The following is a 19,697-nucleotide window of genomic DNA, read 5'->3' on the forward strand; positions in this document are numbered from 1 at the left end:
TAACTTATTGTTAAGAAGCAAACTATTGCTAAAAAGCATTAATATTATGTTTATTTCACAGATTTTATTATAGGAAGGAAATAGCAGTTGCAGCAGCAAATTTTACAAACCTTGCGTAAAAATAATGGCTTTCAAGATTGGAACGAAATTTTGGCTAATTTCAAGTCTAAAGGTACAAAATTGAAGGTTATTCGTCATATTAATGATGAACCTGTGTATGAGTTTTTCGACACATATTCTGATAATTTAGTCTTGAATAGTAGTTCAATTACTATTTCGGTTCAACCAGTTAAGTCGTTTATTCCCTATCATTTACATGACTATGTTGAAATCAATATTCCCCTAGTAGGTAGTTGTGTCGTTGAAACTGAGCACGAAAGAATTAACGTAGACCAAGATGATATGATTTTTATTGGAATGAAAACACCGCATAAGGTTAAACCAATAGCGGAAGATGGTGTAGTAATTAATATTGAGTTGCGATCTTCGGCTTTTTCACTAAATGAACTCAATTTTTTGCAGGCAAAAGAAAATGGTATGTCGATTTCCAATTTGTTGTTTTCATTGTTGTCTGATGAAGAACATGGTGAAGGCAGATATAGCTTATTTAAAACAGGTCATGACTCTAAAATCGTTAACTTAGTTTACGATATTATTGGTGAATATTACTCTTCGCAGATTCAATCTGACCAGATTATTAAGCTAGAAATTTTGACACTTTTTTCCCTCTTGATTCGTAAGACATACTATTTAGATATCAAAGTTACTGACTCAAAGAAGCAAACTAATAATTTATTATCGTTGTTACTCTACATTGAAAAAAATTATTCAAAGATTACATTAGAGCAAATGGCTGATCATTTTGGCTTTAATCCTAACTATTTGTCTGATTATTTGAAGAGTGAAACTGGATTATCATTTATTAAATTAGTACAGTTACAAAGGCTCAATGTAGCAGCTGAATATTTGACGTACACTACTGTTTCTGTTGAAAAAATAGCTAATAGAGTTGGTTATGAAAATTCTTCATATTTTTATAAAATTTTCAAGCAATGCTTTGGGGTTTCACCTGCGCAATATCGGGTAAATACGAGATAAAATTATAGTTAGCTTAAACTGAATTATAGTTAGCTAATCTGTGAAATCGACATAATTTGTCTGGCTTTTGCATATGGCTCACTAATTGAGATAATCATATACTTAATGCGTTGAATGAAAGCGATTGATATCTTAAGGAGCGCGAAAAATGAAAAATTTTCAAGCATGGCTAGAAAAAACTCTAGTGCCGTTTTCGAATAAGTTGGGACAAAATAAAGTTTTGCAAAGTATTTCATCTGGAATGGTGATGACTTTGCCGGTAACAATTGGAGCTTCTGTCTTTTCGATTTTTGCTAGTTTTCCAATTAAAGGTGTAGCAGATTGGTTTGCTTCAATTGGCATTACACCATCAATGACAGCCATTGTTAATGGTACAATGAATATTTTGGCTGTTTTTATTGCTTTTACTATTGCTTATAATTATGCACAAAAAAGTAAGGCTAATGGAGTAGTAGCTGGTTTGTTTAGTTTAGCCAGTTTCTTTATTTTGACACCACAAGTTATTCCTGGTAAAAAGCCAGTTAATGCCTTTCAGATTTCTTACTTAGGTAGTGAAGGAATTATTGTTGCGATTATTCTGTCAATTTTAATTGGAATATTTTACGTTAAGTTAAGTAAAAATAAGAAGTTAACGATTAAGTTACCTGATTCTGTACCAAGTATGGTTAGCTCTTCAATTGAACCATTAATTATTGGAATTATCATATTTATCACAGTTTTTGTAGTCAGAGCTATTTTTGATTATTCACCATTTGGTAATGTGTTTGATTTTGTTAATAAGTTAATCACTACACCACTATTGCACGTAGGCGGTTCGCCAATTACTTTGATTTTGGTATTTGCGCTTTCAAATCTGCTATTTACTTTTGGGATTCATCCAGCTGCAATTCAGTCAGTCATTATTCCATTGGTTATTTCAATGATGGTCAGTAGCACGCCAGCTTTTCAGGCAGGTAAAACAATTCCATATTTAAATAACCTGGTTGTTTTCGCATTTGCTAATAATGATGCTGCTGGTGCGACACTAAGCTTGGTATTGGTAGCTCTAATTTTTGCTAAATCAAAGCGTTATAAAGAATTCTTCAAGATTTCTAGTTTACCTAACCTGTTTAATATTAATGAACCGATTATTTTTGGGATGCCGGTTGTCTTAAATCCAATTATGTTTATCCCATTTATCTTGTCTACCTTTGTATCAAGTGGAGTTGCTTTATTAGCAGTCAAGATTGGCTTTATTACTAATTATAATCCGAGCCTAGGAATGGGAATGCCATGGACAATGCCTAAAGTGATTTCTGATGGAATGGTTATGGGCTGGCAAGGTGTTGCTGTCTGGGTAGTCAACTTTTTATTAATGATGCTAATTTATTTACCATTCTTTAAAGTAGCCGATAAACAAGCGCTTGAGGAGGAAAATAGTGAAGATGAATAATTTTAGGACGTTACCTGATGATTTCCCAAAAAACTTTTTGTGGGGAGCTAGCACATCGGCTTTTCAAGTTGAAGGTGCGGCCAATGAAGATGGCAAAGGAGTAACAATTGCCGATTTACGTTCGCAAAAAAGTAAGTATCTTGATACATCCGTATCAGTAGATCATTATCACCATGTTGTAGAAGATGTTCAATTGATGGCAGACTTGGGATTAAAGAGTTACCGATTTTCGATTTCATGGGCAAGAATTTTTCCACACGGTAATGATCCAGAGCCTAACCAATTAGGAGTGGATTTTTATAATCAATTGATTAATGAGTTAGTCAAAGCTGGAATAGAGCCAATTGTTACTTTATTTCACTTTGATTGTCCACAATCGTTGGTTGAACAATATGGTGGCTGGGCTAATCGTCAAGCAATCGATGATTATTATCATTATGCCAAAACGGTTTTGGAATTATTCGGTGATCGAGTTAACTATTGGTTAACGATTAATGAACAATCTCTGCTTGCTAATGTGCCATCAATGAATGGAATCAGTGATTCAAACAGAACACGCTTACGTGAAAAAGGTGAAAACTCTAATTATTATATGTTTTTAGCACAGGCTAAAGTGTATAAACTATGCCATCAAATGTATCCTGAAGCTAAAATAGGTCCGGCTGTATCTTATATGACAAACTTTCCATATGATCATACTTCTGCTAATGCGTTAAAGAGCAAATCAATGGAAGATATGATTTCCTTCATTGATATGGACGTAGCATTGCGTGGCCAACTACCAGATTATTATTTAAGATATCTTAAGGATTCTGGATTACAATTGGATATTCAGGAAGGTGATGCTAAAATCTTGCAGTCTGGACGAGCAAATTACTTGGGCTTGAATTGGTATTCGACCTCGATTTTTAAGTTAAGTGATGATGAAAGTCCTAAGATGCTGGATGGTGTGATTTCAAATGTCGAAAAAGTATCAGATGATCGTTTAATGAACTCTGAATGGGACTTTTCTTATGATCCGGTTGGATTAAGATTTGCGTTGCAGAAAGTTAATGATCGCTTCCCTAATATTCCTATTATTATAACGGAGTGTGGCTGGCCAGAGCGTGAAGAATTAGTAGATGGTAAGGTACACGATCAAAAGCGGATTAAATACTTAAATGGTCATATTTACGAATTGCGTCAAGCAATTGAAGATGGCGTTAACGTGATTTCATTTAATCCATGGTCATTTCTTGATTTACTTAGTGTTAATGATGGAATCAGTAAACGTTATGGGTTGGTTTTTGTTGATCGCGACAATGAATCTGCTAAAGAGCTGAAGCGTTATCCTAAAGATAGTTATTATTTTTATCAGGAAGTAATTAGGACTAACGCTAAAAATGTTACACAAAGAGAAATTGATAATTAGGAGAAAATAATGGCAAAGAAAACAATTATGCTGTGTTGTTCAGCAGGAATGAGTACTAGTTTGTTAGTGACTAAGATGCAAAAGGCAGCCCAAGCACAAAATATGGATGTAGAAATTTTTGCTGCTCCTGCCTCTGAAGCTGATAATAAAATAGCACAGCAACCAATTGACTGCATTTTGCTTGGACCACAAGTTCGCTATATGGAAGCTGAATTTGAAAGTAAATTAGCTGAAACGGATATTGCATTAGGAGTTATTGATATGCAGTCTTATGGCATGATGGATGGCGAAAAAGTTTTGCAACAAGCAACAGAACTAATGGCTAAATAGTAGGTGAATTTAGATGGCAGAAGAACAAATGCAGACAACTATGCAACTGATTATTAATGCTGGTAATGCTAAGTCATGTGCAATGGAAGCTATTAGTGCTGCAAAAAATCAGGAATTTGCAACGGCTGATACTAAACTTGATGAAGCTCAAACAGCCCTGAATGAAGCACATAATGTACAAACTAAGATGTTGACTGAAGAAGCGCAAGGCAACCATACAGAAATCTCATTATTGATGGTGCACTCACAAGATCATTTAATGACGGCAATTACGTTTATTGATTTAGCTAAAGAGCTAGTTGATTTATATCGAAAAATTGCTTAATAACAAGTTAATTTCTATTTAATTAAAAGATAGCTAGATATTGCAAGTTTAACTTAGCATACCTAACTATTTTTTATTTGGGATCCGGTTTAATAAAGAAGTTGTTTGTTTAATATGATTAACTTAGGTACAATTATCTAAGGAATAACCAGTATATATTTACATAGAAGTAAAAATAAATTTACGTAATAATTCAGCACACATGGAGTCTAATTATGAAAATCAAAAAAATAAACTTAGTAAAAGATAATCCTGAGGTCACGCTAACAACATATTTGCTAGCTGATTCACCGGAAATGCTTGCTGGTAAAGCTCGTCCGGCAATTATTATTTGTCCTGGTGGTGGCTATTTTAATTGTTCGGATCGAGAAGCTGAACCAGTGGCAATGTATTTTGCAAGTCAAGGCTATCATGCTTTTGTTCTGCGTTATTCAACTTATCAAACGGGTGAACTAACGATGCCTGATTTGTCTAAGCCACTGCCAGTAAAAGAGGCATCACTATATCCTAGGCAAATTCGCGAATTAGGCCTAGCGATGTTATTAATTAAGCAAAATGCAAGTGATTGGCATGTTGATCCTGATCAAGTTGGTGTTTGCGGCTTTTCAGCTGGTGGGAATGTTGCTGCGTTATATGCTACTTGTTATAATGAAGCAGTTCTGACAGATTATTTTCAAGTCGCTGCACAACAACTGCGACCTGCTTTTGCAATTACTGGTTATGCATTAACTGATTACCATTTATTGGACCGCGATTTAGCAAAGCAAACATCTGATATGGGTGCAGCGTTTATGAGAGCTTCAAATGTGGCATATTTAGGTAAAGAAATTCCTGATTATGAATTAGAAGCTGCTGTTAGTCCTGTCGATCATGTTGATTCACAAACTCCGCCATTTTTCATTTGGACCACTGCAACTGATCAACTGGTTTCGGCAGTCCATTCGCTTAATTTAGCTAGTGCTTTAGCAGAAGCCAACATACCTTATGAAATTCATGTTTTTGGTGAGGGAGAGCATGGCTTGAGCTTAGCGTCGCAGGCAACTAGTCAGGTAAAAAGTCAAATCAAACCAGCAGTTAGTGAGTGGACTCATTTATGTGCCAAGTGGCTAACCAAGCGATTTCCTTTAAATTTAGCAGAAAAATAAGTAAATGAAGCGTGCTATTTGGCGCACTTTTTTGCTAATCAGAATCAAAGAATGGATAATTATGAAAAAAGAAAATTGGAATAAAAATTGGCGTTTTTGGATTGAAGAAAATTCTTTTCAATTAATTTGGACAACACCCAAAAATGCTCGTGAGGTGACTTTGCCGCATGACGCCATGATTGAACAGCAACGTAACCCACATAGCAAGAATGGTAGTAATACCGGTTTTTATGATGGAGGCAGTTTTGTTTATACCAAGTCTTTGTACGTTGCCAGTTCACAAGTAAGCCAAAATTTTCAGCTTGAATTTGACGGCGTCTATAAAAATGCGCGTGTCTTTGTTAATGGTCAATTAGCTGGAGGAAACGATGATGGCTATTCAACCTTTTATGTTCCATTAAATGACTTTCTTAAATATGGTGATGAGAATGAAATTCGGGTGCAGGTTAAGAATGATGCGGTTCCTAACAGTCGGTGGTATTCAGGTTCGGGGATTTATCGCGACGTCTACTTGCTAGTTGGTGGCTGCGCATATATTAGTCCTGATAGAGTATCAGTCAAGACAGTTGAGTGTAATCGTGATCTAGCCACCTTACAAGCCGAAGTAGAACTAGTTAATAGTATCGCTAAAAGTGACTACAATTTGCGAATTAATTTGTTTGATGACCAACAGAAATTACTTGCCAAAACGCAAGCGCCGATTACTCTATTTGCTAATGAAACCAGAAAGGTTAAGCAAAGAATCTACTTGAAGCACCCCCAGCTTTGGGATGCCGAACATCCTCACCAATATTTGGTAACGTTTGAATTATTCCAAAATAAAACCTTGGTTGACAGTAGTAAAACAAAGATTGGTATTAGAAAATTAAGTTTAGATCCAGTTAATGGCTTGATGGTTAACGGCCAAGCTATTAAATTGCGTGGTGCCGGCATTCATCATGATAGCGGCTTACTTGGAGCAATGACAACTGAAAAAAATGTTTACCGCCAAATTGATTTATTAAAACAGGCTGGTTTTAATGCTATTAGAATGGCTCATCAACCAGCTGCCCCGGCACTACTGCATGCATGTGATGAATTAGGAATGTACGTTTTGGACGAAACTTTTGATATGTGGAATAGGAGTAAGTCAGATTATGATTACAGCTTAACGTTTAAGAGTAATTGGCGTGAAGTTGTTAGCGCAATGGTTAGGAAAGACTATAATCATCCATCTGTAATTCTGTATTCGATTGGTAATGAAATCCCAGAAATTGCAACGGATCAAGGGTTGCAACTCTGCAATCAAATTTGCACTCTGATTGGTGAATTAGATGATACACGGTTTTCGCTAGCTGCAGTTAATGGACTTTATACTGTTGGTAGTGATTTAACCAAGATTATTGCTGAAGTAACTAAGGCAAATGAAGCTAAAGATGTCGGTCAGCAAAATATTAATCAATTGATGACCTATATGGACAAATATTTAGATCAAATTGTGACTAATTCGGCGATTTCTGAGCAGCTAACCAAGGTGGCAGCTCAGACTGATTTAATTGGCTATAACTATATGACTGCGCGATATCTAAAAGATACTAAAGAGCATCCGGAACGAATAATTGTTGGCTCAGAAACTTATCCGCCAGAAATTGCTCGCAATTGGCAGCTAGTTGAAAAGTTACCGCAAGTTATCGGTGATTTTACTTGGACTGGCTGGGATTACTTAGGAGAAAGTGGAGTAGGAATTCCTAGCTATCAACCAGGTGATGGCGGATTTGGTGCCCAGTATCCAGCGTTAACCAGCGATGTGGGAGATATTGATATTACCGGATTTAGAAGACCATTGTCGTATTATCGTGAGATTGTGTTTGGACTACGTAAACAGCCATATTTAGCAGTCCAAAATCCACATCATTATGGTCAGCAGGTTGATTTAACGCCGTGGGTGATGAGCGATACTGTTAGTAGTTGGTCATGGAACTTGCCTGAAAATGCCAAGACCATTGTTGAGGTATATAGTGGGGGCGATGAAGTTGAATTGCTGTTAAATGGTCGAAGCCAAGGGAAAAAGCTGGCTGGTTCAGCAGTTAATTATCGGACGCTATTTGAAGTTGGCTATGTGCCTGGAACCCTAACTGCCATAACTTACGAGCATGGAGCAGTTATTAGTCAAACTGAGTTAGTTTCTGCAAGTAAAGTTGCTAAAATAGCTTTAACAGCGGAAACAAAGTATAATTGCAAAGATTTTCATGAAAGTCATAACTTAGCTTATATTGATGTTGATTTGTGTGATAAAGACAATCGAATTATAACTGACGATGATCATGCCTTTACTGTCCAAGCAATTGAAGACAATGTGCAAATCATGGTTGTCGGCAGCGGTGATCCTAAACCTGATATATCTTTTAATCAGGAAAAGAGCCGCACTTATCATGGTCATGCCTTAATTATTCTTGAATTGCCAGATTCGAAGACAGCTAAATTACGGGTAACGTTAGAAAATGGCCTTATTACTGAAAAAAATATTAAGCTTATTTGAAATTCACCGGTCGATATTTCCTAAAAAATTGTCTGAACTTGAAAATATGGTGCATTTAGTGCAAACTAGACTTATTAGCTTTTTATAGGGGAGTATGGCATGGCAGATAAAGGTTTATTACTTGTCCTTTCAGGTCCTTCGGGAGTTGGTAAGGGAACTGTTAAAAGTGCAATTGTTGAAAATAAGGTTTTTCCATTTGAATATTCGGTTTCGATGACTACTCGTAAGCCGCGACCAGGTGAAGTTGATGGTAAAGACTATTATTTTGTAAGTAATGAGCGTTTTGAAAAGGCAATTCACCAAGGCGAGTTGCTGGAGTATAATAAGTATGTTGACCACTATTATGGAACACCTTTAAAGCCAGTTAATAAGATGCTGGATCAAGGTAAAGATGTTTTACTAGAGATTGATGTTAATGGGGCGCGCAAAGTACGTGAAAAAATGCCTGATGGGGTTTACATTTTTTTAACCCCACCGGATTTACATACTTTACATCTCCGTTTGGAAAATCGAGGCACTGAACCTGAAGATGTGATTAATGGCCGCATTAAGCAGGCACGGCAGGAAATCTTGGTCATGCAAGATTATGATTATGCAGTAGTTAATGACACAGTGGCTAATGCGGTTGATCATATTAAATGTATTGTTGAAGCAGAACACGTTAGTGTCAAGCGAGTAATTGATACTTACCGCAAAATGGTAAGGGAGGACTAAAGATGAGAGTTACGTATCCATCAATTGATAAATTATTAGCACAGGTTGATTCGCGCTATTCATTATCAGTTTTAGCTGCTAAACGAGCACACGAATTAGAGGCTGGTGATCCAGAAGCTTTAAAGCACTACAAGTCGCAGAAGCCAGTTGGCAAAGCACTGGAAGAAATTGAAGCTGGTAAAGTTAAAGTTTCTTCAAAAAATAGTGATGTTGATCAGTAAGTGATCAAAGTTGATGACTTCCATCCACGAGTGATGGAGGTCATTTTTTGCAAGGTGATTAAATGATTGCTCAAGTTATTGTAGACATTGCAGCCAAACAAACTGATCGTATTTTTGAATATCAAGTGCCTGCTGCAATTGGTGAAGTTGAAATTGGTTCACGGGTTGTTGTGCCATTTGGTAAGCGAAAGCTGCAAGGTTTCGTCGTTGGGTTAAGTCAGACGAGTAATTTTCAAGGAAAGCTGAAGGATTTATTACTAGTGGTTGATGAAATGCCTCCGCTAACACCTGAGCTAGTAGAATTGTCACAAACATTGGCTAAGCAAATCTTTACATATCGAATCACAATCCTTAAGGCCATGTTACCACGGGTTATGCGGGCTAATTACCGCAAAATTCTAATACCAATTTCGCAAGCAGCCAAAGAATTGCCGCTTTTTCATGACCAGGTACTGGACTTGTCGCAGGTCAGCGATCCTCAAGAAATTGCGACTATTCGCCAATTATTGCGTACGGATGATGTTAAAATTGAATATTTAGTTGAAAATAAGGCTAAGGTTAAAACTCAAAATCAGTATTCTTTAGCATTGTCTAAAGCAGAATATGTTGAGCTCTACGAACAATTGCGTAAAAATGCGGTGAAGCAGCAGCAGCTGTTAATGGATATTATTACTAATTATGGAGATTACCCCAAAACTCAAGCTCAAATTGCAGCTACTGCGCAAGTTGATACTACAACTGTAACGACTGCGGTTAAAAAAGGTTGGTTGAAGCGATCTGCAATTGAAGTTTATCGTGATCCTTTGGCTGCTTTTACCCAAGAAGATAGTAAAAAAGCTCAAATCGAATTAAATGCAGACCAGACGGCTGCACTTAAACAAATTAATCCAGTAATTAGGCAGCAACAAGCACAAACTTTTTTGTTAGAGGGGATCACGGGTAGCGGTAAGACCGAAGTTTATTTACATGCGATTAGTGAGACGCTAGATAATGGACGCAATGCATTAATGCTTGTACCGGAAATCTCTTTAACACCGCAAATGGTGGCACAGGTAAAGGCGCGGTTTGGCAATCAAGTAGCTGTTTTACATAGTGGCTTATCAGATGGTGAATCATACGATGAATGGCGTAGAATTCGCCGCGGCAGTGTACGGGTAGTGGTTGGTGCTCGTAGTGCGGTTTTTGCCCCGCTAACCAATATTGGACTGATTGTGATTGATGAAGAACATGAGGCTTCCTATAAGCAAGAGGACAATCCGCGTTACCATGCTCGGGATGTTGCACTTTGGCGCAGTCAATACCATCATTGTCCCTTGCTGTTAGGTAGTGCAACGCCTTCACTTGCCAGTCGTGCCCGTGCTCAAAAAGGGGTTTATCACTTGTTGAAATTGAACAAACGAGCTAATCAAAAGCAACTTCCAGAGGTTAAAGTGCTAGATTTGCGAAAAGCAGCCTTTACTGATAATCAATTTGATTTATCACTTGAATTGCTTGAGGCGATTAAGACTCGCATAGCTAATAAAGAACAGGTAATTTTGTTGCTCAATCGGCGAGGATTTGCTAATTTCATGCTGTGCCGAGAATGTGGCTATGTGATGCAGTGCCCGAACTGTGACCTTTCGCTAACAATGCATAAAGATACTAATCAAATGCAGTGTCATTATTGTGGCTATCAGACGGCCATTCCAAACCAATGTCCCAATTGTCAAAGTAAAAAAATTCGGTTTATGGGTACTGGGACTCAGAAGGTCCAAGAAGAACTAATGTCGCTGCTTCCTCAAAGTCGCATCTTACGCATGGATGTTGATACTACTAGACGTAAGGGTTCGTTTAAAAAAATTCTAGATGCTTTTGGCAATCACGAAGCAGATATTTTACTAGGAACGCAGATGATTGCTAAGGGATTAGACTTTCCTGATGTGACCTTGGTTGGTGTGATTAATGCTGATACGGGGCTGTGGGTACCAGATTATAATGCTGCAGAGCGGACATTTGAATTATTAACTCAGGTAGCTGGGCGATCTGGTCGTGCAGAAAAGCCAGGAGAAGTTATTGTGCAGACTTTTAATCCTGATCATTACGCAATAAAATTGGCACAAACTCAAGATTATGAACGCTTTTATGCTTATGAGATGCGTATGCGGCATGCAGGCAACTATCCACCGTATTTTTATACAATTTTAATTTCGATTGCTGCCAAAAAAGAGCAAAATGCTGCTCGGGAGGCTTTTAAAATCAAGCGCAAATTACAAAATCAGTTATCACAGGAAGTAATTATTTTAGGACCAACTCCGAGTGCAATTTCTCGTCTAAAAAATCAATATTATTACCAAATACTGGTAAAATATAAAAGAGCAGATAACCTAAATGTACTTTTGCATCAGATTCAAGATTCTGCGCAAGAAGTAAAAAAATATGGCTTAAACATCTATATTGACAATGAGCCAGAACGAATTATGTAAAGGAGTAATGTTAATGACATCAGTTATTTTTATGGGAACACCGGAATTTTCCGTACCAATTTTAAAAGGATTGGTTGATAATGATTACCAAGTTAAGGCAGTTGTTACTCAGCCAGATAAAAAGGTTGGTCGCAAGCAAAAAATCACTAAGACACCAGTTAAACGATTAGCTGAAGAATTAAAATTACCAGTTTATCAACCAGTAAAATTATCTGGTTCACCCGAGGTTGCAGAATTAATTGCAATGCATGCTGATTTAATTGTGACAGCAGCGTATGGCCAATTTTTGCCTAGCAAATTTTTAAATTCAGTTAAGATTGCAGCTGTTAATGTTCATGGTTCACTGCTGCCTAAGTATCGTGGTGGCGCACCAGTGCAATATGCAATCATGAATGGTGACCAAAAGACTGGCATCACAATTATGGAAATGGTCAAGCAGATGGATGCGGGTGATATTTATTCTCAAGCAGAAATTGAGATTGCTGAAGATGATACTACTGGTAGCATTTTTAACAAGCTTTCACTGATTGGGCGTGACTTGCTCCTTGAAACTTTACCGCAGATTATCGCTGACCCTAAAAAGAAGCAACCCCAGAATAGTGATGAAGTGATTTTTTCACCTAATATCAGTAAGCAGCAGGAACAGATTAAGTCGGAGATGACCGCTGCACAAGCTAATAACTTGATCCGTGCTCTTAATCCTAATCCCGGTGCATATCTCATGCTAGCGGGCAAACGGGTTAAAGTTTGGCGTGGGGCAGTTAGTGCAGAAAAAACTGATCTGCCTCAAGGAAGTTTAGTGGCTAATGATAGTCGCTTTGCTCTTAGTTTTGCCAATCAGACTGTGTTAGACTTACTAGAAGTGCAACCAGCAGGTAAGAAAAAAATGCCAATTGCTGCCTTTTTAAATGGTCAAGGTAGTAAGTTTAAAGTAGGGATGCAGATTATTGATGACTAAGACGGCGCGAGCAGTTGCTTTAGAGACTTTGATACGGGTTTTTAAAACAAATTCATATTCCAACATTAGCTTAAATAACAGCTTGCATGAAGCACAGCTATCACAAGCGGATCGTAATTTGGTAACCCGGCTAGTTTATGGGACGATTCAAAACAAAATTTATTTGGAATATCAATTGCATGATTTAGTTAAAACTAAACTTAGAGAAGATTATCTTTGGCCATTATTGCTGATGTCTGCTTACCAAATTATGTTACTTGATAAGGTTCCTAATCGAGCAACTTTAAACGAAGCTAATATCCTGGCTAAGCAGTTTGGAAAATCGCATTCGGCAGGTTTTAAAATTGTTAATGGCATTTTAAGATCTTTAATTCGTCGCGGAGAAGTGCTACCAGCTAAAACTGACCATATTGCTTATCTAAGTATCAAGGAAAGCGTACCGGAATGGCTGGTTAAATATTTCATTAAGAATTGGGGAATAGAGCGTACTAGTAGTATGCTTGCTAGTATTAATTTACCGGCTAAAAATACAGTGCGTCTATCGCCCAATGCTGGCGCAGCTACAACAATTGAGCTGCAAAAATTAGGTTTTGCACCAGTAGAATCTGATCTGAGTGCTTCTGAGCTAATTTTGAGTCATGGTGGAGTTAGTGAAACTAGCTTATTTAAAGACGGAAAATTGACAATTCAAGACGAAGCTGCTAGTTTGGCAGTAAGTGCTTTCAATTTTACTGGCAAAGAAGCAGTACTGGATAGTTGCAGTGCTCCAGGTGGTAAGACTGTCCAAATCGCGCAGCAATTAACAACTGGCAACGTAACGGCTCTTGATATTCATGCTAAAAAATTACGTTTGGTTCAAGAAACTGCTGCTAGAATGCATGTTGCAGATAAAGTAACTGTCAAGGCAATTGATGCTCGCAAAGCACAAGAAGAATTTCAATATGGACAATTTGATAAAATTTTAGTTGATGCGCCTTGTTCTGGCCTAGGACTACTGCGGCGTAAACCGGAAATCCGTTATACTAAAAAGTTAGCTGATTTGACAAATTTGCAAAAGATCCAGTTAGATATTCTTGACCAGGTTAGTTCCTTATTAAAAATAGGTGGCGAATTGGTCTACTCAACTTGTAGCATTGCGTTAGAAGAAGATGAGCAGGTAGTTGCAGCTTTTTTAGCGCAGCATTCCCAATTTAGACTACAGCCTTTTAATACAGGAAAAATTGCGGCACCTACGGGAGAATTAAAGATTCTGCCAGATAGTTATAATAGTGATGGTTTTTTCATCGCTAAGTTTGTAATGCGAGGTTAAGTTTTGATCAAAACAGCTTTCGCTTCAAGTATCGGACGGATACGAAAAAGCAATCAAGATTTTGTACAAGTTTTTAAAAATAAAAGTGGTGCTACCTTGGCTATCGTATGTGATGGCATGGGGGGACATCAAGGCGGAGATGTTGCTTCTACAATGGCTGTGCGCCATTTAGGACACAGTTTTACTACCACCGATTTTAATGATTGTGCCAAAAGTCGTAAATGGCTGGAAGTGCAACTAAACTATGAAAATGAAACTATTTTAAAAACTGCGGATCGTTTTCCCGATTTAAATGGCATGGGAACGACGATTGTTTTAGCGGCATTTTTTGATGACGAAGTACTTATTGCTCATCTGGGTGACTCGCGCGCTTATAGCTATGTAGCGGGGAATTTTACTCAATTAGTTGAAGACCATTCGTTAGTTAATGAATTAGTTAAGATTGGTCAAATTACCAAGCAACAGGCAAAAGATCATCCTCAAAAAAATATTATTACGCAGGCATTAGGAGTTTCTAGTACCATTGATCCAGAATATCGTCAACTCAAATTACATGATGGTGATATTATCTTGCTATGTACTGACGGTTTAACTAATTCGCTGGATGATCCCCAAATTCAACAAATTCTGGCAACTAAGGATTTGTCTTTAAAAGAACGTTGTTATAAGTTAATTAATGAAGCAAATCGTTTGGGTGGTGGTGATAACATTACTGTTTGCCTCATTGCCAGCGAAGGTGGTGATGAAGCGTGATCAATAAGGGCTACATGCTTGGAGATCGTTATCGCATTCTGGATACCTTAGGCGAAGGCGGAATGGCTAATGTTTATTTAGCTGAAGATATTATCTTGCAGCGCAAAGTTGCAGTAAAAATTTTACGTCTTGACTTACAAAAAGAGCCACAAACAATTGCTCGATTTCAACGTGAGGCATTGGCTACTAGTGAGCTCAGTCATCCTAATATTGTCATGGTACTGGATGTGGGCAGTGATCAAGGGTTGCCTTATATGGTGATGGAATATGTTGATGGCCCAGATCTAAAAGATTATATTCGTCGTAACTCACCACTGGATTTGCATGATGTCATTAGTATTATGGACCAAATTTTGAGCGCAATGATCTTGGCGCATAAACATGATGTGATTCACCGTGACCTTAAGCCACAGAATATTTTAATGGATCAACATGGCAACATTAAAATTGCTGATTTTGGCATTGCAGTTGCGCTAAATCAAAATTCAATTACTCAAACTAATTCTGCAATTGGCTCGGTGCATTATATGTCCCCCGAGCAAACTCGTGGCGGATTAGTTACCAAACAGTCCGATATTTATTCGCTAGGGATTATCCTTTATGAATTGATTACTGGTTCTGTTCCCTTTAATGGGGATACTGCGGTAGCGATTGCGCTTAAGCATGCTCAAGAACCGATACCAGAAATTAAGGCCCAGGGTACTGGTAGCGTGCCCCAAGCGTTGGAAAATGTTGTTCTAAGGGCAACAGCTAAGGATCCAAGAGACCGATACCATACAGCACAAGAAATGCAAGCAGATTTAGATACAAGTTTAAGTCCTACGCGTGCGCATGAAGCTGTTTTTATCCCGACTCATGGATTTAGCAATGACGAAACTATTGTTCTGCCTAATTTTAAACAAAGGCAAACTGACACTCAAGATGAAACCACAGAATCTAAATCTGATCAGACAAAAGTTCCTAAACCAGGATTTTTACAAAATTTGCGCAATCATAAATGGTGGTGGCTATTTGTTGGGTTAGCGGCAATCGTGGTTGTCGTGATGATGGTGTTTGCACTCAATAATAACCAGCCGCGTGAGGTGCGCATTCCTGACGTGACTAACCTAACTACTAAAATGGCGCGTAAACGAATTGAAAAGTCAGGTTTAAAGATCGGTCAAATTAAGCATAAAAATTCTGACACAATTACTAAGGGCAAAATAATAAAAACCTCTCCGCCAGCTGGTGCCGAAATAAAACGTGGTCGCTATATTGATTTGTACGTGTCTGATGGTGCTGGGATGGCGCGGGTGCCTGATGTTACTGGTATGGACTATGATGATGCAGTTGCAAAATTAGAAAAACTGGGTTTTGAAGTTATTCGCGAAAATCAATATTCTGCTAGTGTACCAGACGACCATGTCATCGCACAGAGTATTGCGGCTGATGTAGAAGTTAAACCAGCGCAAACGACGATTACACTCAGTGTTTCTAAAGGTCGCAGCGAAGAAGTTCATAATACTATTAAGCTGAAAAACTTGAAAAATTATACGCTTAAATCCGCACAAGCGTATGCTAGTCAACATGGTTTAACATTGCAGGTAACATCTACTTACTCTGACAAGGTTAAAAAAGGATTAATTATTTCGATGAGCCCGGCTGCAGGAACTGAAGTTCAGCGTGGTAATACAATAACGGTTAGTGTATCACAGGGACCTAAAGAGGATAAAGGCGCCGCGGCAATTAAGACGTTTACTGTTAATTATGAAGAAAAAAATGATGATGACGACGACAATAAACGAGGAAATCATGTCCAAATTTACATTGCTGACGACAACCATTCATCAAGTAATATTTATCGTGATCTTTATATTAAACGTGATACCAATTTTTCAATTCCATTTTCACTTAAAGATGGTGCCGGCCAGTTGCGAGTTGTGCGCGATGGACAAACAATTTTAAATGAAAAGGTGAATAAATGATTAGGCAAGCTGAGGGCATAGTTGTTGGATTGATCGCTGGTTTTTATGATGTGCAAACTGATAGTGGATTAGTACGGACAAGGGCGCGTGGAGTTTTTCGACAGAAAAAGCAGAAACCTACTGTTGGCGACCGAGTTAAAATTCAGGTTGATGAGCATGGGATGAGCTATTTAGTTGAAATTTTGCCGCGATTAAATTTAATTGGCCGGCCTGCTGTTGCTAATGTTAATCATGTCTTGCTAGTCATTTCTGCAATAGAACCTGATTTTTCATTGGTTTTGTTAGATCGCTTTCTAACCTTTTTTGCTTGGCAAGATGTGACTGTTAGTTTATATTTATCAAAAAGTGATTTGGCTAATGAGCAACTGCTAACGAAAATTATGGCAGATTTAACCTATTATGAACAAATTGGGTATCCATTTTTTACTGATTGGCAGACTTTGGAACAAAAGTTACCAACTATGATTGCTCCTGAGCAGATTTGGACGTTAGCAGGTCAGTCTGGAGCAGGTAAATCTACTTTGATTAATCATCTTAAGCAAGGATTGCAACAGGAAACAGCTGCCATTTCTACTAGTTTAAATCGGGGAAAGCACACGACGAGAACCGTCCAATTATTTAGTTTGGGCCAAGGCTTTTTAGCTGACACGCCAGGATTTTCTGCGATTGACTTAACACCGATTAAGGTTAATGAAGTAGGAAAATATTTTTTAGAGTTTAAAAAAGCTAGTTCTAAGTGTAAGTTTCGTAGCTGCCAACATCTAAAAGAACCTGGTTGTGAAGTTAAGAAATTAGTTGAAAGTGGTCAGATTAAGCAAAGCCGATATAATGATTACCTCACAATTCGTTCTGAAATTGAACACGATAAATTACCTGAATATTTAAAGTAAAGGAGATAAAATGCTAATTGCACCATCAATTTTAAATGCCGATAATTTAAATTTGCAGTCAGAATTAACAACTGCTATCAAAGCTGGAGTTAGCCGCTTTCATATTGATATTATGGATGGTCACTTTGTGCCTAACTTGTCTTTTGGTCCGCAACTGATTAGCGATTTTAAGGAAAAATTTCCGCAAATTACTTCTGAAATTCATTTAATGAGTGACCAACCGCAAACTTTAGTACCTGCTTTTGTGCAAGCCAAAGCAGATTTGGTTGAATTACATTATGAAGCTATGAGTGAAGAAGAGCTTGACCATTGGCTAAATTATCTGCTTGACCATGGCGTTAAGACGGGAATCGTGCTTAGTCCAGATACCTCGGTAGAAGTCTTAACTAAATTTGTTGACAAAATTGATCAAGTACTAGTGATGACAGTTTATCCTGGTTTTGGTGGACAAAAGTTTTTGCCTAAATCCAGTGACAGAATTCAAGCTGTTAGGCAAATTGTTCCAGATAAAGTTTCAATTGAAGTAGATGGTGGGATTAATGCACAAACTGCACAAATTGCTAAACAAGCAGGTGCCGATATTTTTGTCGCTGGGTCTTATATTTTTCAAACCGGAACTATTACTGATCAGATAGCTGAGTTAACGGAGATATTGCAATGAAGGCAATCGCTTTATTAGGTGGTCCAGAGAATAAGTGGCCAGCAGACCTTAAGCAGCAGTTATTGCTAGCTCGAAAAAAGCAGGTTTTATTAATCGGAGTTGATCGAGGCAGTATCTTGTTAGAAGAACTAGGGTTTGTTCCCGACTTAGCAGTTGGTGACTTTGATTCGCTCAAACCAAAAGAATTGGCTCAAATTGAGGCTAATGTTAGCGATATTCGGTATTCGGCAGCTGCTAAGGATTTTACGGATACCGAATTAATGATTAGATATGCTTTTGAAGATTATCAGGTTGATTCATTAACAATGTATGGCGCAACTGGTGGCAGAATTGACCATTTTTTAAATAATTTTTTGATGTGTTTGCATCCACAAATGAGACCTTTTGCTGAAAAGATGGTGTTAATTGATGAACAAAATGCAATTAGTTTTTATAATCCTGGTCAACACCAAGTGCAGCGATTAGCGGGGTACTCTTATTTTGGCGTTGCCACATTAACGGCAGTGACCGATTTGAACATTAAACATGCTAGATATGATTTAGAACATTATTGTCGTGATTATCCGGTCTCATTTAGTTCCAACGAGTTTTTGCCAGCTAGTGATGATTTTGAGCTTTCCTTTGCTAAGGGAGTGGTGGCAGTCATTCAGGCCAAAGACCTAGACCGATTTCAAAATATTTAACAATTAAAAAGCTGATGAAGAGTATGTTACTTCATCAGCTTTTTAGTTAAACTATTATTAACAAAAAAGCTAACAGAAAATACTGTTAGCTTTTTTAATTATGCGCGGGTAACTTTACCAGATTTCAAAGTTTTAGTTGAAACCCATACACGCTTTGGCTTACCGTCAACAAGAATACGAACTTTTTGAAGGTTTGGCTTCCAAGTACGCCGACTTGAATTCAATGAGTGAGAACGGGTGTTACCAAAAGCAGTCTTCTTACCTGTAATATAATCTTTTGCCATTTGCTAAACCTCCTTTATTGTGTTTTCATACTAATCTAAGATAGCATAACTCAAAAGGCATTGCAACCGCAAAAGTATTTTTTTACATCAAAGGATTTTTAAGTTTATCGGCGATTACTATGATAAAATAGATTTATATATCAAAATTAATGAGATGGAGGATAAACAATGGCTGTTAAAATCAAAACAAAAACAGGTTTGATTGATATTTCAAACGGTGTAATTGCAACCGTCGTGGGTAGTGCAGCTACTTCAAATTATGGTGTAGTTGGCATGGCCTCAAAAAATGCCATTCGCGATGGTTTCGATGGTATTCTTAATCGAGCAAATTATCGGCGTGGTGTTGTTGTCCAATCAGAAGATAATGAAATTACAGTTGATGTCTATATTGTCGTTGGTTATGGCTTGAAGATTTCTGAAGTTAGTCGTAATGTTCAAGACAGCGTTAAATTCAACTTGAAGAATCAGCTGGGGATTGATACCAAGGCTGTTAATGTGATTGTTCAGAGTGTTAAAGTACTTGATGAATAATCAAGTCG

At 37.7% G+C, this 19,697-nt stretch carries 19 protein-coding genes; 18 read left to right on the top strand and 1 reads right to left on the bottom strand.

The features are described 5' to 3' along the window. Nucleotides 1-87 precede the first annotated feature (87 nt). From OZX56_RS03515 to OZX56_RS03595, 17 genes are all read left to right on the top strand, one after another. The gene (locus OZX56_RS03515) at nucleotides 88-1,098 is read left to right on the top strand and encodes an AraC family transcriptional regulator (protein WP_277140203.1); all 1,011 of its coding nucleotides are present in this window, start codon (nucleotides 88-90) and stop codon (nucleotides 1,096-1,098) included. Nucleotides 1,099-1,246: 148 nt separating this feature from the next. Further along, nucleotides 1,247-2,530: a PTS transporter subunit EIIC gene (locus OZX56_RS03520; RefSeq protein ID WP_277140204.1), complete on the top strand. Its 1,284-nt coding sequence runs from the start codon at nucleotides 1,247-1,249 to the stop codon at nucleotides 2,528-2,530. Then, nucleotides 2,523-3,941, top strand: a complete 1,419-nt coding sequence (locus tag OZX56_RS03525; RefSeq protein ID WP_277140346.1) for a glycoside hydrolase family 1 protein — start codon at nucleotides 2,523-2,525, stop codon at nucleotides 3,939-3,941. The genes OZX56_RS03520 and OZX56_RS03525 overlap by 8 nt, the downstream gene beginning before the upstream one ends. Nucleotides 3,942-3,950: 9 nt before the next feature. After that, on the top strand, nucleotides 3,951-4,271 hold the full coding sequence (locus tag OZX56_RS03530) for a PTS sugar transporter subunit IIB (RefSeq protein ID WP_277140205.1): 321 nt from the start codon (nucleotides 3,951-3,953) through the stop codon (nucleotides 4,269-4,271). Nucleotides 4,272-4,284: 13 nt separating this feature from the next. Continuing rightward, complete coding sequence (locus OZX56_RS03535; RefSeq protein WP_277140206.1) at nucleotides 4,285-4,596, top strand: PTS lactose/cellobiose transporter subunit IIA; 312 nt, start codon at nucleotides 4,285-4,287, stop codon at nucleotides 4,594-4,596. Nucleotides 4,597-4,811: 215 nt separating this feature from the next. After that, complete coding sequence (locus OZX56_RS03540) at nucleotides 4,812-5,741, top strand: alpha/beta hydrolase (protein ID WP_277140207.1); 930 nt, start codon at nucleotides 4,812-4,814, stop codon at nucleotides 5,739-5,741. A gap of 61 nt (nucleotides 5,742-5,802) precedes the next feature. Beyond that, the gene (locus OZX56_RS03545) at nucleotides 5,803-8,259 is read left to right on the top strand and encodes a glycoside hydrolase family 2 TIM barrel-domain containing protein (RefSeq protein WP_277140209.1); all 2,457 of its coding nucleotides are present in this window, start codon (nucleotides 5,803-5,805) and stop codon (nucleotides 8,257-8,259) included. 99 nt (nucleotides 8,260-8,358) lie between these two features. Further along, complete coding sequence (gene gmk / locus OZX56_RS03550; RefSeq protein ID WP_277126617.1) at nucleotides 8,359-8,973, top strand: guanylate kinase; 615 nt, start codon at nucleotides 8,359-8,361, stop codon at nucleotides 8,971-8,973. 2 nt (nucleotides 8,974-8,975) lie between these two features. Next, nucleotides 8,976-9,194, top strand: coding sequence for a DNA-directed RNA polymerase subunit omega (gene rpoZ, locus OZX56_RS03555; protein WP_277126616.1), 219 nt, complete (start codon nucleotides 8,976-8,978; stop codon nucleotides 9,192-9,194). 62 nt (nucleotides 9,195-9,256) lie between these two features. Beyond that, nucleotides 9,257-11,656: a primosomal protein N' gene (gene priA, locus OZX56_RS03560; protein WP_277140211.1), complete on the top strand. Its 2,400-nt coding sequence runs from the start codon at nucleotides 9,257-9,259 to the stop codon at nucleotides 11,654-11,656. A gap of 13 nt (nucleotides 11,657-11,669) precedes the next feature. After that, entirely contained in the window at nucleotides 11,670-12,614 is a 945-nt protein-coding gene (gene fmt / locus OZX56_RS03565; RefSeq protein ID WP_277140212.1) for a methionyl-tRNA formyltransferase, read from the top strand. Further along, nucleotides 12,607-13,923, top strand: a complete 1,317-nt coding sequence (gene rsmB, locus OZX56_RS03570) for a 16S rRNA (cytosine(967)-C(5))-methyltransferase RsmB (RefSeq protein WP_277140213.1) — start codon at nucleotides 12,607-12,609, stop codon at nucleotides 13,921-13,923. The genes fmt and rsmB overlap by 8 nt, the downstream gene beginning before the upstream one ends. A 3-nt stretch (nucleotides 13,924-13,926) precedes the next feature. Beyond that, the gene (locus tag OZX56_RS03575) at nucleotides 13,927-14,676 is read left to right on the top strand and encodes a Stp1/IreP family PP2C-type Ser/Thr phosphatase (RefSeq protein ID WP_277126612.1); all 750 of its coding nucleotides are present in this window, start codon (nucleotides 13,927-13,929) and stop codon (nucleotides 14,674-14,676) included. Beyond that, nucleotides 14,673-16,640: a Stk1 family PASTA domain-containing Ser/Thr kinase gene (gene pknB, locus OZX56_RS03580; protein ID WP_277140214.1), complete on the top strand. Its 1,968-nt coding sequence runs from the start codon at nucleotides 14,673-14,675 to the stop codon at nucleotides 16,638-16,640. The genes OZX56_RS03575 and pknB overlap by 4 nt, the downstream gene beginning before the upstream one ends. Then, nucleotides 16,640-17,530: a ribosome small subunit-dependent GTPase A gene (rsgA, locus tag OZX56_RS03585; RefSeq protein WP_277140347.1), complete on the top strand. Its 891-nt coding sequence runs from the start codon at nucleotides 16,640-16,642 to the stop codon at nucleotides 17,528-17,530. Before pknB ends, rsgA begins: the two co-directional genes overlap by 1 nt. 10 nt (nucleotides 17,531-17,540) lie before the next feature. Then, on the top strand, nucleotides 17,541-18,191 hold the full coding sequence (gene rpe / locus OZX56_RS03590; protein WP_277140215.1) for a ribulose-phosphate 3-epimerase: 651 nt from the start codon (nucleotides 17,541-17,543) through the stop codon (nucleotides 18,189-18,191). Then, nucleotides 18,188-18,874: a thiamine diphosphokinase gene (locus OZX56_RS03595; RefSeq protein WP_277140216.1), complete on the top strand. Its 687-nt coding sequence runs from the start codon at nucleotides 18,188-18,190 to the stop codon at nucleotides 18,872-18,874. Before rpe ends, OZX56_RS03595 begins: the two co-directional genes overlap by 4 nt. Before the next feature lie 98 nt (nucleotides 18,875-18,972). On the opposite strand, the gene rpmB is transcribed toward OZX56_RS03595, so the two are convergent. Continuing rightward, nucleotides 18,973-19,158 (bottom strand): 50S ribosomal protein L28, encoded by a 186-nt coding sequence (gene rpmB, locus OZX56_RS03600; protein ID WP_277126608.1) that lies wholly within the window; start codon nucleotides 19,156-19,158, stop codon nucleotides 18,973-18,975. 168 nt (nucleotides 19,159-19,326) lie between these two features. Here rpmB and OZX56_RS03605 point away from each other — a divergent pair, with 168 nt between their 5' ends. Then, nucleotides 19,327-19,689: an Asp23/Gls24 family envelope stress response protein gene (locus OZX56_RS03605; RefSeq protein WP_277126607.1), complete on the top strand. Its 363-nt coding sequence runs from the start codon at nucleotides 19,327-19,329 to the stop codon at nucleotides 19,687-19,689. Nucleotides 19,690-19,697: the final 8 nt, after the last annotated feature.

The organism is Lactobacillus sp. ESL0684 (genome assembly GCF_029392675.1).
In the GTDB taxonomy this organism is placed as follows: Bacteria; Bacillota; Bacilli; order Lactobacillales; family Lactobacillaceae; genus Lactobacillus.

Coding starts and splice junctions, on each gene's coding strand:
- OZX56_RS03525 (WP_277140346.1), top strand. CDS start 2,523: ATGAATAATTTTAGGACGTTACCTGATGATTTCCCAAAAAACTTTTTG.
- OZX56_RS03520 (WP_277140204.1), top strand. CDS start 1,247: ATGAAAAATTTTCAAGCATGGCTAGAAAAAACTCTAGTGCCGTTTTCG.
- OZX56_RS03605 (WP_277126607.1), top strand. CDS start 19,327: ATGGCTGTTAAAATCAAAACAAAAACAGGTTTGATTGATATTTCAAAC.
- rpoZ (WP_277126616.1), top strand. CDS start 8,976: ATGAGAGTTACGTATCCATCAATTGATAAATTATTAGCACAGGTTGAT.
- fmt (WP_277140212.1), top strand. CDS start 11,670: ATGACATCAGTTATTTTTATGGGAACACCGGAATTTTCCGTACCAATT.
- OZX56_RS03535 (WP_277140206.1), top strand. CDS start 4,285: ATGGCAGAAGAACAAATGCAGACAACTATGCAACTGATTATTAATGCT.
- OZX56_RS03545 (WP_277140209.1), top strand. CDS start 5,803: ATGAAAAAAGAAAATTGGAATAAAAATTGGCGTTTTTGGATTGAAGAA.
- rsmB (WP_277140213.1), top strand. CDS start 12,607: ATGACTAAGACGGCGCGAGCAGTTGCTTTAGAGACTTTGATACGGGTT.
- OZX56_RS03540 (WP_277140207.1), top strand. CDS start 4,812: ATGAAAATCAAAAAAATAAACTTAGTAAAAGATAATCCTGAGGTCACG.
- rpe (WP_277140215.1), top strand. CDS start 17,541: ATGCTAATTGCACCATCAATTTTAAATGCCGATAATTTAAATTTGCAG.
- gmk (WP_277126617.1), top strand. CDS start 8,359: ATGGCAGATAAAGGTTTATTACTTGTCCTTTCAGGTCCTTCGGGAGTT.
- OZX56_RS03530 (WP_277140205.1), top strand. CDS start 3,951: ATGGCAAAGAAAACAATTATGCTGTGTTGTTCAGCAGGAATGAGTACT.
- OZX56_RS03595 (WP_277140216.1), top strand. CDS start 18,188: ATGAAGGCAATCGCTTTATTAGGTGGTCCAGAGAATAAGTGGCCAGCA.
- priA (WP_277140211.1), top strand. CDS start 9,257: ATGATTGCTCAAGTTATTGTAGACATTGCAGCCAAACAAACTGATCGT.
- rpmB (WP_277126608.1), bottom strand. CDS start 19,158: ATGGCAAAAGATTATATTACAGGTAAGAAGACTGCTTTTGGTAACACC.